This window comes from Kribbella deserti (assembly GCF_042434725.1).
Taxonomy (GTDB): domain Bacteria; phylum Actinomycetota; class Actinomycetes; order Propionibacteriales; family Kribbellaceae; genus Kribbella; species Kribbella deserti.
In genome coordinates, this window is record NZ_JBHLTC010000001.1 from 110,515 (window position 1) to 125,341 (window position 14,827).

Sequence of the window (14,827 nt, forward strand, 5' to 3'; positions counted from 1 at the left end):
CCCCCGCGCCCACGGCACGGGGGCTGTCGCATGACGTGGTGGTCAGGGCAGGGAGGCGGTTTGTGGTTCGGGGGCTGGCGCCGCCGCCGGGACGGACGGCGGTTTGAGGAGGCTCGTGGCCCAGGCGACCGGAATGACGATCACGGCGATGATCAGACCGGTCAGTACCGCGGACGAGGCGGTGGAGCCGCTGATCGCCATGCCACCGGCGGCCGAGCCGAACGCGATACCCACGTTGACCGCGGAGGCGGGCAGTGACTGGGCCAGCGCGCCGCCGGGGCCGGCCAGGCTCATCACGCGGTACTGCAGCGACGGCGTCATCACGCCGACGAACAAGCCCAGCGCCAGCAGGCCGAGTGCCGCGAGGGCCGCGACCGAGCCGAGCAGGTAGAGCGCCAGCAGGGAGACCGCGACGCCGGTGGTTCCGACGATGAGGGTACGTGCGGCGTTGGCGTCGGCGAACCGGCCGCCACTGAACGAACCAGCCGCCGTCGCCACGCCGTACGCGAGCAGGAACACGCTGATCAGCGCGCCGGATACGCCGGTGACGCCGTGGAGAAACGGCACGAGGTAGGTCAAGGCGGCGTACAGCGCGGCGTAGATGAGCAGGGTCAGGCCGAGTACGGCGAGCACGCGCGGCGCGAAGGCGTGCTTGGCCTGTCCAGCCGCGCCACTGCCGGGGCTGGACACCGGTGGCACCAGGATCAGGGTGGCTACCAGCACGAGTGCGGTGAGCCCGACGATCGCCGCGAACGAGCCACGCCAGCCGATCGCCTGGCCCACCAGCGTGCCCAGCGGTGAGCCCAGCGCGGCCGAAACGGCGACGCCGGAGATGACCACCGACATCGCGCGGCCGATGCGCTCGGGCGGAACAACGGCGATACCGGCCGCGAACGCGGCGCCGATGAACACGCCCTGCAGTGCCCCGGCGACGACCCGCGCCGCGAGGAACAGCCCGTAGTCGGAGATCAGCACCAACGGCAGATTGGCCAGCGCGAACAGCAGCAGCGCGCCGAGCAGGACCGACCGCCGGTTCAGTTTGATGGTCAGCGCCGTCAGGATCGGCCCGCCGATGGCCAGGCCCGCCGCGTACGCCGTCACCAGGGTGCCGGCCGCCGGAATGGATACCCGCAGGTCGGTCGCGATCAGGTCGAGCACGCCGACGACAAGCAGTTCGGCACTGCCCAGCACGAACATGCCGAGGAACAGCGTGGCCAAGGTGAGACGAGCCTTCCCGGGGCTCAGTACTGCTGGCTGAGGATTCATGTCCTTCTTTCTGCTGCGGAGGGTTCGCGGCCAGTCGGCTGTGGAGTGGCGAACGCGAAACGGACCAATCGGTCCCGGACTGAACGGTCCCTATCATTGGAGTGGCGCTGAGCTGATGTCAAGCGGCGCGCAAGAATTCCGGACCTAACGGTCCGCTATGCTGGCGGCGGAGGAGACCATGGCCCGAAAGCCCGATAAGGGGATCCGTGAGCGGATCCTGACCGTCGCGTCCAGCCTGTTCCAGGAGCACGGCCCGGACGGCGTGGGACTGCAGCAGATCATCAACGAGAGTGGCTGCGGCAAGAACGTGCTCTATCGCGAGTTCGGCAGTAAGGACGAGCTGGTGGTCGCGTATCTCGATCGCTGCCGGCAGGACTGGTTCGACCTGGTCCAGCAGACGGTCCGGCCGTTGGCGGACGACCCCGCAGGTCAGCTCATCGCCATCGTCGGCGCGGTCGCCGAGCGGTCGGAGGCGCCGGGATTCCGCGGCTGTCCGCTGCGTAACAGCCTGCCGAGCTTTCCCGAGCACGACCATCCGGCGCGGCGGCTCATTGTGGACTATCACTTCGCCCGGCGGGATCTGTTGCGCGAGCTCGCCGAACAGGCCGGCGCGCGGGATCCGCGCGCGCTGGCCGACAAGATCATGCTGCTCATCGACGGCCTGCACGCGAGTGGCGCCGTACTGGGGGAGCAGGGCGCGGGTGAAACGGCTGTCGCCTTCGCGACGGAGGCAGTCAGCGCCGCCGTCGGCGGCAGCCGAGTCGCTACGCCGCTCGGCGACAGCCGAGTGGCGTCGCCGGGAATCCCGGCCTAGGCCTTCGTGCGGCGCCGGTGGTCGATGGCGCGTGTGGTCAGGACGGGGTGCTGGGGGCGGGGTTGTTGGCGGCGGAGTCGCGGGCGTGGGCGGCGGCTTCGGCGTTGGTCTCGGCGGGGGCCACGTAGTTGGGGTCGCGGGTGCTGAGGTTGCCTACCCGCAGGACTTCGCCGTTGCGCACGTACCAGAGGGTGCCGTCGTCGCCGCGCAGGCGGGTGACGCGCAGCCCGACGGACTCGACCACGCCGGTGGCCTTCTCCATGTCGACCAGGTCGCCGACGCCGTACTGGTCCTCGAAGATCATGAAGACGCCGGCCAGGAAGTCCTTGACCAGGGTCTGGGCGCCGAAACCGAGAACGACACCGATGATGCTGGCGGAGGCGACCAGCGGCAGCACGTTGAAGCCGAGTACCGAGAGCACCATCACCACCAGTACGGCGGTGAGCACGATCGTGATGGCGCTGCACAGCAACGAGGCAACGGTCTCCGCGCGCTGGGCGCGACGTTCGTTCAGCAGGGTGGTCTCGACGAACTGGCTGCCGCGCTTGGACTTCGCGAGCAGGCCGGCGACATGACCGTTGCCGTTGCCGGTACTGCGGGCGAGCTTGCGGATCGCCCGGTGCAGCAGCCAGCGGATCACGACGAAGCCGAGGAACAGCCCGACGATCTTGGCGGGCAGCACGACGACCTGGTCGGTCAGTTCGAGCTTGCCGTCGTTGCCCACTCGCCACAGAGTCGGGAATTCGAGGCTGGACACGAGGGGTAGCAGCTGATTTTCCATCTCGTCGCCCTACTGTATAGACGCCCGGGTAAGGCTTTCGGGAGAGGGGCTGAATGACGAGCCGTCTCGACGACGAGCTACGCCGCCTGGTCGGAGCCGGAGTGCTCCGGATCTACCAGGCGGACGCCCTGCGCGCCGCCGCAGAGGCTGATGCGGCCGCCGCCCGCGCCGAGGCCGTCGCAGGCCAGACCCCGCTAGGCCGCTCCGACCGCTTAGAGCGGCCCGACAGCGGTGCCGGGTCTTCCAATCGCTCGGGCCGTCCCAGTCGGCTTGAGCGACTCGAACCCCCTAACGGCGGCCAGTCTCGCGAGGAGCCTGTACGGCGTACTCAGGCCGTGGACCGTCGCAAGGGCTCGGCGCTGATCGAGATCCTCGGGTACATCGGCGGCGTACTACTGCTCGGAGCGGTCGGTCTACTCACTGTCGCGAACTGGTCCCTGATGGGCCGGGCCTCCCGAATCTCCACCGCGGTCGTCTCGGCGGTGGTACTGCTCGCAGCCGCGGCGGTAGTCGCGTACCTCCGGGACCGGGCTCAGCCGTCTTCCGCGCTGGCGGCGCTCGGCGCGTGTACGGCGGGCTTCGCGACCTCGGTGATCATCCCGGACGCGCCCGGCCGGGTGATCGGCGTAGTGGTCGCACTGGTCACCGCCGGCCTTGGGCTCTGGTTGTTGCGCGGCACTTCGTTGCTGGTGGCAACCTTCGCGATCCTGTCGGTCGGAGTTTTCGAGCTCGTTTTCGACGTCATCGACACCACCGGTGGCCGGTCCGACACGGCTGGCCTGGCCGGAGTCGGCTTCATCGTGGTGGCGGGCATCCTGGCGGCGCTCGGACAGGTCCGCGACCGGGTCACAGCGTGGTCGCTGTCGGGTGCTGCGGCCTTCAGTTCCTCGATGTGCTGGCTGGTCCAGGACCGCGGCGAGCTGATGGCCCTGGCCGTCGGCACCGCCGGTTCCGCCGCCCTGCTGCTCGCGTACGCCCGCCATCGCGCACCGGCGTACGTCGTGGCCGGGTGCTCGATCCTGCTGGTGGTCTGGCCGACGAGCCTCTACCGCCTGACCGGCAACGTCGCGGGCGTGGCGATCGGCCTGCTGATCGCCAGTTCAGCCCTGATCGCGACGGTCATCGTGCTCGCCCGCCGCGCCCGTTGACCCGGCCGGCGAAAGCAACGGCAGGACCAGCACGGCCTTCGCACCACCTGAGCCCGAGCGGCCGAGCTCAAGCCGGCCACCCGCCGCAACAGCCGTACGCCGCGCGATATCAAGCCCCAGCCCGGTCGAACCTGCCGACCTGGTAGTACCCGCCTCAGTCGCCGGTGAGCCGCCGAAGCCCGGTCCGTCATCCTCAACCGAAGCGGCCGCTGAGAACGGGGAAACCGTTACGACCATGCGTACCGCCGTAGAGCCGGGCGTATGACGGAACGCGTTATCGAGCAGTACGTCGAACGCGGCGGCCAGATCGTCCGAGCCGGCCCGGACCGGTACCGGGCGTTCAGGCAGCTCTCCGGTCAATGGACGTCCCGTGTCCTCGGCAAGCGCCGACCAGAAGTGCAGACGTTCACGCGCTACCGCCGCCAGGTCCGACCCCGCACCGCTCCCGTCACGAACCGGCCGCCGGGCCGTCCGGATCAGCTCGTCCACCTCGGCCGATAGGTCGTCCAGCGACGCGCCGAGGCGGCTCGACTCGGCCGGATCGCGCAGCCCGCCGATATCCAGCCGCAGCGCGGTCAACGGCGTACGCAGCCGGTGAGCCAGATCGGCGGTCTCGGCCCGGGTAGCGACCAGCAGCTCGTCGATCCGGTCCGCGAGCCGGTTCAGTTCCTGGCCGACGTGCTGCACCTCAGGCGGCCCATCCGGCTCGACCCGTGCGCCGGACTCGCCTCGCCCCAGCCGATCCGCCGTACCAGCCAACGCCGTAATCGACCCCACCAACCGACGCCCAAGCCGATCCGCCAGCATCATCCCGAGAACGAACAGGATGGTCCCGAGCAGCGCCAGCAAGGTCCAGGTCCGGACCACTCCGGCGTACAGCTCGGAGTTAGGCACGAAGACCCGCACCACGGCGGGCTGTGCGGTCAGGCTGAGGACGCTGATCAGCACCTGACGGCCGCCGGGTGCCTCGGCGACGAAGGACTGGCCGCGCGCGGCAAGGTCGACGGCAGGCGTACGGTCGGCAGGCAAACCGAGAACCCGGCCATCCGGGAGAAACACGGTGACGCGGCTTGACGTCGGCAAGGAGCCTTCGGCCAGATCGGGCAATTGCTGGCCGACGGACTGGGCAGTCAACGTGGCCGCGGTAGTAGCTCGCTCGGCCGCTTCCGAACGCAGCAGCCACGCGAGCGGCACCAGGAACGCAAGCAGCACAAGCGAGGTTGTCGCCGCTACAAGGGTGGCGAGCCGCTTTCGCATGTCAGTCAGCTCGCGGCGTCGTGAGCCGTACGCCGACCCCGCGAATGGTGTGCAGGTAGCGCGGCTCGGCAGCGGTCTCACCGAGCTTGCGGCGTAACCAGGACAGGTGGACGTCGACCGTCTTCTCGGCGCCGCCATAGGCCAGTTGCCAAACCTCGATCAGCAACTGGCGCCGGGTGACCACCTCATCGACGTGCTCGGCGAGATAGCGCAGCAGGTCGAACTCACGCGGAGCGAGGTCCAGCTCGATTCCGTCGAGCCGGGCGATCCGCGCGGCGGTATCCACGACCAACCCGCTGACGCGCAACACAGGTGGCCGATGTCCAGCCGTCGACCGGCGCAGTACCGCCCGGATGCGGGCGTCGAGCTGGCCCGGGCCAAAGGGCTTGACCAGGTAATCGTCAGCGCCGCCATCGAGGGCTTGAACGAGCTGTTGCTCCTCGTCCCGGGCGGTTACGACGATCACTGGCACTTGGCTGATCGCCCGCAGCATCCGGAGCACCTCTTGCCCGTCGGCATCTGGCAAGCCGAGATCGAGCAGGACGAGGTCCGGCGAGCCTGTCGTCAGTTCGGCCAGTCCGGGCAGTCCGGCGCCGCTGGAACTGGTCGCGTAGCCCTTGTCGGCCAGGGCGCGCAACAGGGCCTCGCGGACACCAGCGTCATCCTCGACCACCAGAACGTGGGGCATGGGTGGAACCGTAACCCCGAACCAGGGCCCTCCGGCCGCCGCGAACAAAGCCTTCCGATGGCCTTAGTGTGGCCATAACCGCGATCGGGTGACGGTGGTGACATGAAAACAACTCAACTGGTAACACTCTGGATCGCCGCGGCGCTGATGGTTGCCGGCGGCGCGACCACGGCCGTGGCGGTCGCCGGTGGCGAGAACGGCACCACCGTCCTGACCTCCGCCGACATCACCAAGCGGCTCGCCACCTCAGCGAGCCCGGCAGCGCCGCCGCGGAAGGCCGCCGTCGGAACGTGGACCCTGATTGAGTCCCCGATGGCGACGATCAAGCTTCGCTGCGACAAGTCTGTGGTCACCGACTACCGGGCGATCGTCAAGTCGGGCTGGTCGCGGTCAGTGGCGGACGACAAGGTGCAGTGGGCGACCCATCCGGACGGCCACGGCCTGCAGGTCTACATCGGCTTCAGGGGACCGGGGCAGCGGGCCATCTGGATTGGGCGTTGCCAGAACTCGGCCGGACAGCAGGGGCCTATCTACAGTCACACCTCCCCGATGAAGCCGAATCCCACTTCCACCCGCTGACCGAATCGGCGTGAAGCCGGCGGCGACACCCCAGTCGCGGCCGGAGTTCACCCCGGCCCGGTGGATGGGGCAGACTCGTGCTGGTGACCGCACCTACGCCTGCCCTTGTCGAGCTGGCCGTCGCGCATGGCGTCGCGACCGAGTACTGGGACTGGCAGGGTGAACACGTCGTCGTACCGACTGACGTTGTTGCCGCGGTACTTGCCGCCCTCGGGGTGGACGCCTCCACGCCGCAGCGGGCCGCCCAGGCCCTGGTCGATCACCAGCAGTCGCGTTGGCGGCGGACGTTGCCCGCGACGCTGGTGATCCGGGCCGGGTGGACCCCGTGGTTCCCGGTGCACATGCCGCACGGTTCGACGGCCGAGGTGTGGATCGAGCTGGAGGACGGCGGGCAGCGTCGCGACGTCGCCCAGCAGGAGCACTGGGTCGAGCCCGAGTGGATCGACGGCGCGCAGATCGGCGAGGCGACGTACCAGGTGCCGGGCGATCTTCCCCTCGGCTATCACCGGATCCGCGCCCGGATCGCGGGGCAGACCGACGTGGCCACCTGCTCGTTGATCGTCACCCCCGAGCGGATCGAGCCGAGTGCGCGGCAGCGGCAGCGGTCCTGGGGCTGGGTGCTCCAGCTGTACTCGGTTCGCTCCCGCCGGTCCTGGGGGATCGGCGACCTGCACGACCTGGGCGATCTCGCCGCTTGGTCCGCGCATGACCTCAGCGCGGGATTCGTGCTGATCAACCCGTTGCACGCGGCCGAGACTGCCGGCCGGATGGAGCCTTCGCCGTATCTGCCGGCCTCGCGGCGGTTCTCCAATCCGATCTACCTGCGCGTCGAGGACATCGAGGAGTACGGCGATCTCGCGCCCGCCGAACGGGACCAGGTGCGCGCCCTCGCCCTGCAGGCCCGCGCGCTGAATGAGGACGCCACCCAGCTGGAACGGGATGTCGCGTGGGCCATCAAGCGCGAGGCCCTGCAACTGCTGTTCGCGGTACGGCCCTCGGTCGGCCGCATCGCGGAGTACGGCGCCTACCGCGATCGCGAAGGCCAGGGGCTGATCGACTTCGCCACCTGGGCCGCGATCGCCGACGTACATGGTCCCGAGTGGAGCAACTGGCCCGAGGAGCTGGCGGATCCGCTGGCACCGGAGGTCGCGTCGTTCCGCAAGGAGCACGCGGATCTGGTCGACTTCCATTGCTGGCTGCAGTGGCAACTCGACGAACAGCTCGGACGCGTGCAGGGACGGGCTCGTTCGGCCGGGATGTCGCTCGGCGTGGTGCACGACCTCGCGGTCGGCGTTCATCCCGATGGCGCGGACGCGTGGGCCTTGCAGCGCGTGCTTGCCGCCGGCATCCACGTGGGCGCACCGCCGGACGCGTTCAACCAGCAGGGCCAGGACTGGTCGCAACCACCGTGGCGGCCGGACGCCCTGGCCGAGACGGGGTACGCCGCTTGGCGTGATCTCGTGCGCAGCGTGCTCCGGCATGCCGGTGGTCTGCGGATCGACCACATCCTCGGGTTGTTCCGGCTTTGGTGGGTCACCACGCCGGACCAGCCGACCAACGGCACGTACGTGCGGTACGACCACGAGGCGCTGCTCGGCATCCTGGTGCTCGAGGCGACTCGGGCCGACGCCGGCGAAGGTGCCGTCGTGATCGGCGAGGACCTCGGCACGTTCGAGCCGTGGGTGCGGGACTACCTCACCGAGCGCGGCATTCTCGGTACGTCGGTGCTGTGGTTCGAACGCGGCGACGACGGTCAGCCGCTGCCGCCTGAGCGCTGGCGCGAACTGTGCCTCGCCACCGTGACCACGCACGACCTGCCGCCGACAGCGGGTTACCTGGCCGGCGACCACGTCCAGCTTCGCAGCGACCTTGGCCTGCTCACGCGTGAATTGGCCGAGGAGATCGCGGTCGACTCGGCAGACCGGAACGCCTGGCTCGACGTACTGCGCCAGCGCCGGTTGCTCGGCCCGGACGACACCGACGTGGAGCGCGTGGTCGAGGCCCTCCACCGGTACGTCGCCCAGACGCCGTCGCGGCTGCTCGGGGTGGCCCTGACCGACGCGGTGGGGGAGCGCCGTACTCAGAACCAGCCCGGCACCACCAACGAGTACCCGAACTGGCGGGTGCCGCTGGGCGGCCCGGACGGTACGGCGGTTCTGCTCGAGGACCTGCCGAACAACGCGCGGTTGCGGCGATTGGTCGGCACGCTGTCGATCTGATTGCGCTCGGCGCAATGCACACCCGGGCCTCCTAGGGTTTCCGGGTGAATTCCGCATTTCTGCTGGTTGAACCGTTGACAGTACAAAAGCAACGTTGTTACCTATTTGCCAGCATGAGTTTTGCAAGGATCTTTTCTTTCCCCTGCGTCCCGCCTTGTCATCCCCTGTGCCCCCACCGTCCGGGAATCAGAAGGAGTGGTCAGCGTGCCGCGTTTTCGCAAGCTCAGTTCGGCCTGTATCGCCCTCGGGGCGGCGTCCTTGATGGTCACCACCTCGGTACCACTGGCCTACGGCCACGGGTACACCTCCGCACCGACCAGCCGGGCCAAGTTCTGCCAGCAGGGCACCGTCACCAACTGTGGTGCGATCCAGTGGGAACCGCAGAGCGTGGAGGGCCCGAAGGGGTTCCCGAGCGGCGGGCCTGCCGATGGAAGGCTTTGTTCCGCCGGGATCAGCCACTTCGCCCAGTTGGATGACCCGCGCAACGGGACCTGGCCCACCACCTCGGTCCAGTCGGGCCAGTCGTACACGTTCCGCTGGCAGCTCACGGCTCCCCATCGCACCACCAACTTCAAGTACTACATCACCAAGCAGGGCTGGAATCCGAGCGCGCCGCTGACCCGATCGGCGCTTGAGCTCGCGCCGTTCCTGACCGTGAACCTCAACGGCGCCCAGCCGCCAACGCAGTCCAGCCATGTCGGCACGATGCCGTCGCGGACCGGCCGGCACCTGATTCTCGCCGTCTGGACCATTCACGACACGGCCAACGCGTTCTACCAGTGTTCGGACGTGCGGTTCGGATAAAACATCGGATAAACAATGCCGGAGCACCGGGTGGCCAAATAGGTCAGCCGGTGGTCCGGCCTGGCATTTTCGTGCCAATTACCTAAAGCTGAAACGATCCATGTCGGCGGTTAAGTGCCAAACGCTCGCCAGGCACGGCTTCGGGCAGTATCTTTCGAGGGGCAACGTCAGATCGGTAACCTTTTCCCGCCCGGAGGAGCCCGCCATGAATCGTTTTGTTCGCCGCGTCCTCGTGCCACTCACCGCGCTGGTTGCCGGGTTGCTGCCCGGCGTGATCGTGGTCCAGCAGGCCGAGGCCATCACCAAGATGACCCACTCCCAGGCCGCCGCGATCTTCAGTGCCGCCGGCATCACCTGGTCCTCGACCGGCAACTGCTCGGACTGGAACGTGCCCACCTGCACGTCGTTCACCAACATGAACGACACCACCGTCTACGGCGCGCGCACGTTCAAGCAGGCCAGTGGCTGCGCGATGCGGGTCACCGGTGGCACCGAGGTCGGCCACGCCAGCGGTACGTACAGCCACCGCAACGGTTACAAGATCGACTGGGCGCTGTCGACCTGCATCCAGAACTACATCAACGCCAACTTCACCCGGATCTCCAACCGGCCTGGTGACAACGCGCCGCGCTGGCAGTCCGGTGCCGGCAACATCTACGCCCGGGAGAGCAACCACTGGGACGTTCTCTACTACAACTGCGGCGGCTGCTGACGCCCGCGGCTGACGCCGACGAAGACACAGAGCCCGCATCGGCCCCCGGACGCCCGGGGGATCGGTGCGGGCTCTAGTCTGTAGCCGTGATCGCTCAGCTTTCCGGCCAGACCGTGGCGGTGTTCATCGGCATACCGGCCCTGATCATCGCCGTGGTGACGCTGCTCGTGTACGCGCCGTCCATCGCGAAGGGCCCGCGGTACCGCCCCGGCCTGTCCTGGTGGGCGCCGCCGGTGTGGATCGGTGGCCCCGGCGACCGGACCACCACCTCGGCACCCGAACTGACCGCAGGCGAGTCGGCGGCGAAGCCCACCGCCGTCGTCCAGAGCACTGGAGGCGCAAGTGCCAGCTGGTGAGGCTTTCTCCCCGGAGCAGTTGCACGACATCGAGCGCGCCGTCCGGCACGCCGAGGCGGCCTCCGGCCTGCACTTCTCGGTCTACGTCGGTGGCGCCGACTCCGAGACCCGGCCGTTCGCCCTTGAGCTGCTCGGCCAGCTCGACGACCCGGACCACAGCGTCCTGGTGTACGTCGACCCGGCCGGCCGCCGCCTCGAGATCGTGACCGGCTCGCAGGCCAAGCGCGCACTGCCCGACCAGCAGGCCGGCCTGGCCGCGCTGACCATGCAGACGTCGTTCGCGGCCGGTGACCTCACCGGTGGTCTGGTGACGGGAATCCAGCAGCTCGGCGAGCACGCCCGCCAGCTGCCGATGCTCCACGCCGACCAGATCCACCAGCAGTAGGCCCGGCTAGGTCTCGGCCGGCGCTAGGAGAGGTTGGACCGGAGCAGCCGATCCGACCCGTCCGGCTGGCCGCCGTTGTTGTCCGCGTTCGTCGTACCGAACCAGATCGCGTTCTCGCCCGGGACCTTCGCGACCGCGCGAAGGCGGCCGTACGTGCCGGTCCAGTGCGAAGTCACCGAGCTGACGTTTTCGCCGTTGAGCACGATCCGGTAGAGCCGCTGCCCGCGCAGCGCCGCCATGTACAACGCGCCGTTGGCGTAGGCCAGTCCACTCGGTGATGCCGAGGCGGTGGTCCACGTCTGCTTGGGATTGGTCATACCCGCGACCGAGCAGTTGCCCTCACAGGTCGGCCATCCGTAGTTGCGGCCGGGCAGGATCAGGTTGAGCTCGTCCACGATCGAATCGCCGAGCTCCGACGACCAGAGCCGTCCGGCGGAGTCCCAGGCAAGGCCTTGCGGATTGCGATGGCCGAGGCTGTAGATGGCGGTGCCGAACGGGTTGCCCGGTGCGGGTGCGCCGGTTTTGGTGATGCGCAGGATCTTGCCGTTCAGCGAGTCCCGGTTCTGGGCGAGATTGCTCTGCTGGGAATCACCGATGGCGACGTACAGGAAGCCGTCCGGGCCGAAGCGGATCCGGCCGCCGTTGTGGTACCGGCTCTTGCGCATTCCGTTCAGCACCACGGTGTAACCGGACAGCGTGGTGCCGTTGAAGTTCATCTTGGCGATCCGGTTGTTGTCCGTCGAGGTGTGCATGAAGAACACCTCCTGGTCGGTGGTGCCGTTCCAGGTCGGCGAGAACGCGACACCCATCAGGCCGCCTTCCCCGTCGGTGGTCTGGCTGTTCGGCACGGTGCCGACCTGGGTTCTGCCGGTGCCGTTCTTGTTGATCTTCCAGACCCGGAAGTTGTCCCGCTCGGTGACCAGGGCGATCGAGCCGTTCGGGGCCCAGTCGACGTCCCAGGGAATCGTCCAGCCGGTGGAGAACTGGGTCGGCTTACCCGGATTGTTGCCGCCGGCACAGGCTCCAGTGGTGAAGCTGACCGTGCCGCTGCGCGCCGAAGTGTTGCCTGCGGCATCTTTCGCGACCACGTGCAGGGTGTACGCCGTGTTGCAGGCCAAGGTGGTCAGCTGCTTGGTCGTGGCCGGGGGCGTGCCGACGACCGAGTCGACCACGGTGTCCGTGGTGTTGCGGATCTCGTACCGCGTGACGCCGCGGTTGTCGCTCGAAGCAGCCCAAGTCAACGTGGCCGAGGTCGACCCGACGCCGGATGCCGTCGGTTGGCCCGGCGCGGTGGGCGCGGTCGGATCACCCGGGTCCGAGGTCGTCGTACAGATCGCCTGCGGGCTGGTCTCGGATACGTTGCCCGCGGCATCACGGCCGAAGACGGACAACTCGTACGTCGCGTTCGGCCGGAGCCCGGTCAGGCGATGCGGTGAAGCCGGCGCCGCCGCGATCCGCTGGCCCTGGTTATAGATGTCATAGGCAACAATCCCGACATTGTCGGTGGAGGCCGGCCAGGTCAGCGTGAGCGAGTCGAAGCTGATCGCGCTGCAGACTGGTTGCCCCGGCGCCGTCGGGCGTTCGGTATCGGTGGGCGCATCGACGCGTAGACGGTCGAGGTTCGGCCCGCCGTTCACCGTGGTCGCCGTGGCGCGGATGGTGTTGCTACCGGCCACGAGGCTCGTGTTCAGAACCGTTTCCTGCCAGGTGGTCCACGCGCCGGTACCGGCGAACGAGCGCGCGGTGGCGACGGTGGTGCCGTTCACCGTGATGGTCATCGGGCGGTCGGTGGTGGTTCCGTTCGCGAACCGGAACGTCAGGCTGGCGGGCCCGGCCGTCGCCGCGTTCACGGCGAACTGGACGTAGCTGCCCGTCACGTTGTTGTAGTTGACGAACCCCGTGCCGGTGTAGCCGACGTGGTTCGCCTCCACCACTCCTTGGGAGATCGTCGCGTTCTCCGCCTGATAGTCCACCGGCGCAAGGGCCGGGGAGGCGGTCTCGGTGGGGGTGGCGGCGTACGCCGAGGTTGGTATCAGCAGCAAGGCGGCCAGCAAGGCAGGCCACCGAAATCTGTAACGCGTCATCGCTTTCCTCTCAACTGTTCGGCTGGGCGGGAACCAAACGCAAGAACCAGACTCAGGAACCAGACGACCTCCCAGGGAGCTCGACAGCACTGCCACCGCGCGAAGTCGCGATGGCGTGGCTGGCTGGCGGGCGGCGCGCCATGGGCGGTAGGTCGCGCGCCGTACGGTTAGAAAGCCTACTTAACTAATCCGCTTCGATCATGACCTTGCGTAGCGCGCCGGTCAAGATGCGTAACCCTTTAACCTCGCAATCGCCGATCGCTCGCCCGCACGCGACCACTCGCGGCAGGGCGTCGGCGGCGCTGCGTCCGGCATCGCGCCCCTTATTCCGAGGGTCGACGGTCGGAATCGGGGGTGGGTGCGTCAGATTTCGCACGTCGACCCCCGAGGTCAAAGGTCGACCCGCGGAAACAGGCAAGGTGCGAAAGGGCAGCGAGATTCGGGAGCGGGCACACGCGACCACCTGCGAGTACGCGCGACGACGCGGCAAGGGAGGGCGTATCCCGCGGCTCGGCGGGTGGTGGGGTCAGGGGGTGTGGGCGGGGGTGGCTAGGCCGGTTAGGAGGCGGTCTTGCAGGGTGGCCAGGCCGGAGCTCAGGGCGCCGCGGAGCACGGCGTCGTCGGCCACGCCGGTGACGGCGATCTCGGTGTCCAAGGGGGAGCGGTTGGCGAGGGCCTGGACGACCGCGTCGCGGAGGGGTTCGCCGCCGGCTTGGCTGAGTTCGCCCGCGAGCACGATCAGCGGTGGGTCGATCAAGGTCACGACGGTCATCAGGCCGAGCGCGATCCGGTCGGCCAGGGCGGCGAGGAAGTCGGCCGCGCCCGCCGGGGCGTCCGGTGCGATCGCGGCGGCGACCACCTCGGACGACGTACCGCCGGTGAGGCCGAAGCGTTCGCCCAGCTTCATCACGCCCGGACCGCCGACCAGGTCCTGGAATTCGAGGGCCGGGGTGTCCTGGGTGGCCGGCACCGGCATGTAGCCGAGTTCACCCGCGCAGCCGTGGGCGCCGCGCATCAGCGTGCCGCCCTGGTCGATCGCGAAGCCCGCGCCTTCGGCCAGCCAGAGCACGGTGAAGCCTTCGACGTCGGCCGCGACGCCGTGGGCGCGTTCGGCGAAGGCGGCAAGGTTCACGTCGTTGTCGACGGCCACCTCCGTGCGCAGCCGGGTGCGCAGGTCCTTGAGCAGACCCGGACGGCCGAAGCCCGGTACGTCGATGTAGCGGATGTAGCCCGTGCGCGGATCGGGGGAGCCGGGCACGCCGATCTGGACCTGCATCAGCTGCTTGCGCGGTACGCGGGCCTTGCGGCACAGGTCGCCGACCAGTTCCACGATCTTGTCGACCGCGTCCACCGTGGCGAAGTCGACCTCGACCTCGACACTGCCGCGCACCTCACCGGCCAGGTCGGCGATGCTCGCGGCAACAGCCGGGCGGTCGGTGTCGCCCACATCGCGGATCGACAGCGCGGCCACGAACCCGGCGGCGGCGTTCGCCGCGTAGATCGCCGCGTTCGGGCCGGGACCGCCGCTGGCGTGCCCGACCACGATCGCGAGGCCCGCGTCCTCGAGGCGCCGGAGCACCTCGGACGCGGTCGGCTTGGACAACCCGGTGAGGTCGCGCAGGTCGCTGCGGGTGAGTGGGCCGCGCTCGAACAGCAAGGCCAGCGCGGCGGTCTCATTCATAGTTCGCAGCAGTCGCGACGAACCGGCCGGTCGAGCCACCTTCAGCCCCTCTC

At 68.8% G+C, this 14,827-nt stretch carries 14 protein-coding genes; 8 read left to right on the forward strand and 6 right to left on the reverse strand.

Features of this window, described 5'->3' with window-relative positions; translation table 11 throughout:
* Window positions 1-42 precede the first annotated feature (42 nt).
* Window positions 43-1,266, reverse strand: a complete 1,224-nt coding sequence (locus tag ACFFGN_RS00545; protein WP_380043209.1) for an MFS transporter — start codon at window positions 1,264-1,266, stop codon at window positions 43-45.
* A gap of 178 nt (window positions 1,267-1,444) precedes the next feature.
* Between ACFFGN_RS00545 and ACFFGN_RS00550 the strand changes: the two genes are divergently transcribed.
* Window positions 1,445-2,080 (forward strand): TetR/AcrR family transcriptional regulator, encoded by a 636-nt coding sequence (locus tag ACFFGN_RS00550; RefSeq protein ID WP_380043210.1) that lies wholly within the window; start codon window positions 1,445-1,447, stop codon window positions 2,078-2,080.
* Window positions 2,081-2,117: 37 nt separating this feature from the next.
* On the opposite strand, the gene ACFFGN_RS00555 is transcribed toward ACFFGN_RS00550, so the two are convergent.
* The gene (locus ACFFGN_RS00555; RefSeq protein WP_380043211.1) at window positions 2,118-2,861 is read right to left on the reverse strand and encodes a mechanosensitive ion channel family protein; all 744 of its coding nucleotides are present in this window, start codon (window positions 2,859-2,861) and stop codon (window positions 2,118-2,120) included.
* 53 nt (window positions 2,862-2,914) lie between these two features.
* Here ACFFGN_RS00555 and ACFFGN_RS00560 point away from each other — a divergent pair, with 53 nt between their 5' ends.
* Window positions 2,915-4,009 (forward strand): hypothetical protein, encoded by a 1,095-nt coding sequence (locus ACFFGN_RS00560; RefSeq protein WP_380043212.1) that lies wholly within the window; start codon window positions 2,915-2,917, stop codon window positions 4,007-4,009.
* Here the strand turns inward: ACFFGN_RS00560 and ACFFGN_RS00565 are convergent.
* Window positions 3,962-5,266, reverse strand: coding sequence for a HAMP domain-containing sensor histidine kinase (locus tag ACFFGN_RS00565; protein ID WP_380043213.1), 1,305 nt, complete (start codon window positions 5,264-5,266; stop codon window positions 3,962-3,964). The two genes, ACFFGN_RS00560 and ACFFGN_RS00565, sit on opposite strands and share 48 nt — an antisense overlap.
* Window position 5,267: 1 nt before the next feature.
* Window positions 5,268-5,954: a response regulator transcription factor gene (locus ACFFGN_RS00570; RefSeq protein ID WP_380043214.1), complete on the reverse strand. Its 687-nt coding sequence runs from the start codon at window positions 5,952-5,954 to the stop codon at window positions 5,268-5,270.
* Window positions 5,955-6,056: 102 nt separating this feature from the next.
* Between ACFFGN_RS00570 and ACFFGN_RS00575 the strand changes: the two genes are divergently transcribed.
* The 6 genes from ACFFGN_RS00575 to ACFFGN_RS00600 all read left to right on the forward strand — a co-directional run bounded on the left by ACFFGN_RS00575 (window position 6,057) and on the right by ACFFGN_RS00600 (window position 11,009).
* Window positions 6,057-6,533, forward strand: coding sequence for a hypothetical protein (locus tag ACFFGN_RS00575; protein WP_380043215.1), 477 nt, complete (start codon window positions 6,057-6,059; stop codon window positions 6,531-6,533).
* An 83-nt stretch (window positions 6,534-6,616) separates the two neighbouring features.
* Window positions 6,617-8,752, forward strand: coding sequence for a 4-alpha-glucanotransferase (gene malQ, locus ACFFGN_RS00580; RefSeq protein ID WP_380043216.1), 2,136 nt, complete (start codon window positions 6,617-6,619; stop codon window positions 8,750-8,752).
* Between the two features lie 204 nt (window positions 8,753-8,956).
* A complete protein-coding gene (locus ACFFGN_RS00585; RefSeq protein WP_380043217.1) occupies window positions 8,957-9,556 on the forward strand; it encodes a lytic polysaccharide monooxygenase auxiliary activity family 9 protein in 600 nt (199 codons plus the stop codon).
* A gap of 205 nt (window positions 9,557-9,761) precedes the next feature.
* Window positions 9,762-10,268, forward strand: a complete 507-nt coding sequence (locus ACFFGN_RS00590) for a hypothetical protein (RefSeq protein WP_380043218.1) — start codon at window positions 9,762-9,764, stop codon at window positions 10,266-10,268.
* Between the two features lie 86 nt (window positions 10,269-10,354).
* On the forward strand, window positions 10,355-10,624 hold the full coding sequence (ctaJ, locus tag ACFFGN_RS00595; protein ID WP_380043219.1) for an aa3-type cytochrome oxidase subunit CtaJ: 270 nt from the start codon (window positions 10,355-10,357) through the stop codon (window positions 10,622-10,624).
* Window positions 10,611-11,009, forward strand: a complete 399-nt coding sequence (locus ACFFGN_RS00600) for a DUF5130 family protein (protein WP_380043220.1) — start codon at window positions 10,611-10,613, stop codon at window positions 11,007-11,009. The genes ctaJ and ACFFGN_RS00600 overlap by 14 nt, the downstream gene beginning before the upstream one ends.
* A 23-nt stretch (window positions 11,010-11,032) precedes the next feature.
* Here the strand turns inward: ACFFGN_RS00600 and ACFFGN_RS00605 are convergent, their stop codons facing one another.
* Both ACFFGN_RS00605 and ACFFGN_RS00610 read right to left on the reverse strand, forming a co-directional pair.
* Window positions 11,033-13,093, reverse strand: coding sequence for a PQQ-dependent sugar dehydrogenase (locus ACFFGN_RS00605; protein ID WP_380043221.1), 2,061 nt, complete (start codon window positions 13,091-13,093; stop codon window positions 11,033-11,035).
* Window positions 13,094-13,619: 526 nt separating this feature from the next.
* Window positions 13,620-14,774: an ROK family transcriptional regulator gene (locus ACFFGN_RS00610; protein WP_380043222.1), complete on the reverse strand. Its 1,155-nt coding sequence runs from the start codon at window positions 14,772-14,774 to the stop codon at window positions 13,620-13,622.
* Window positions 14,775-14,827: the final 53 nt, after the last annotated feature.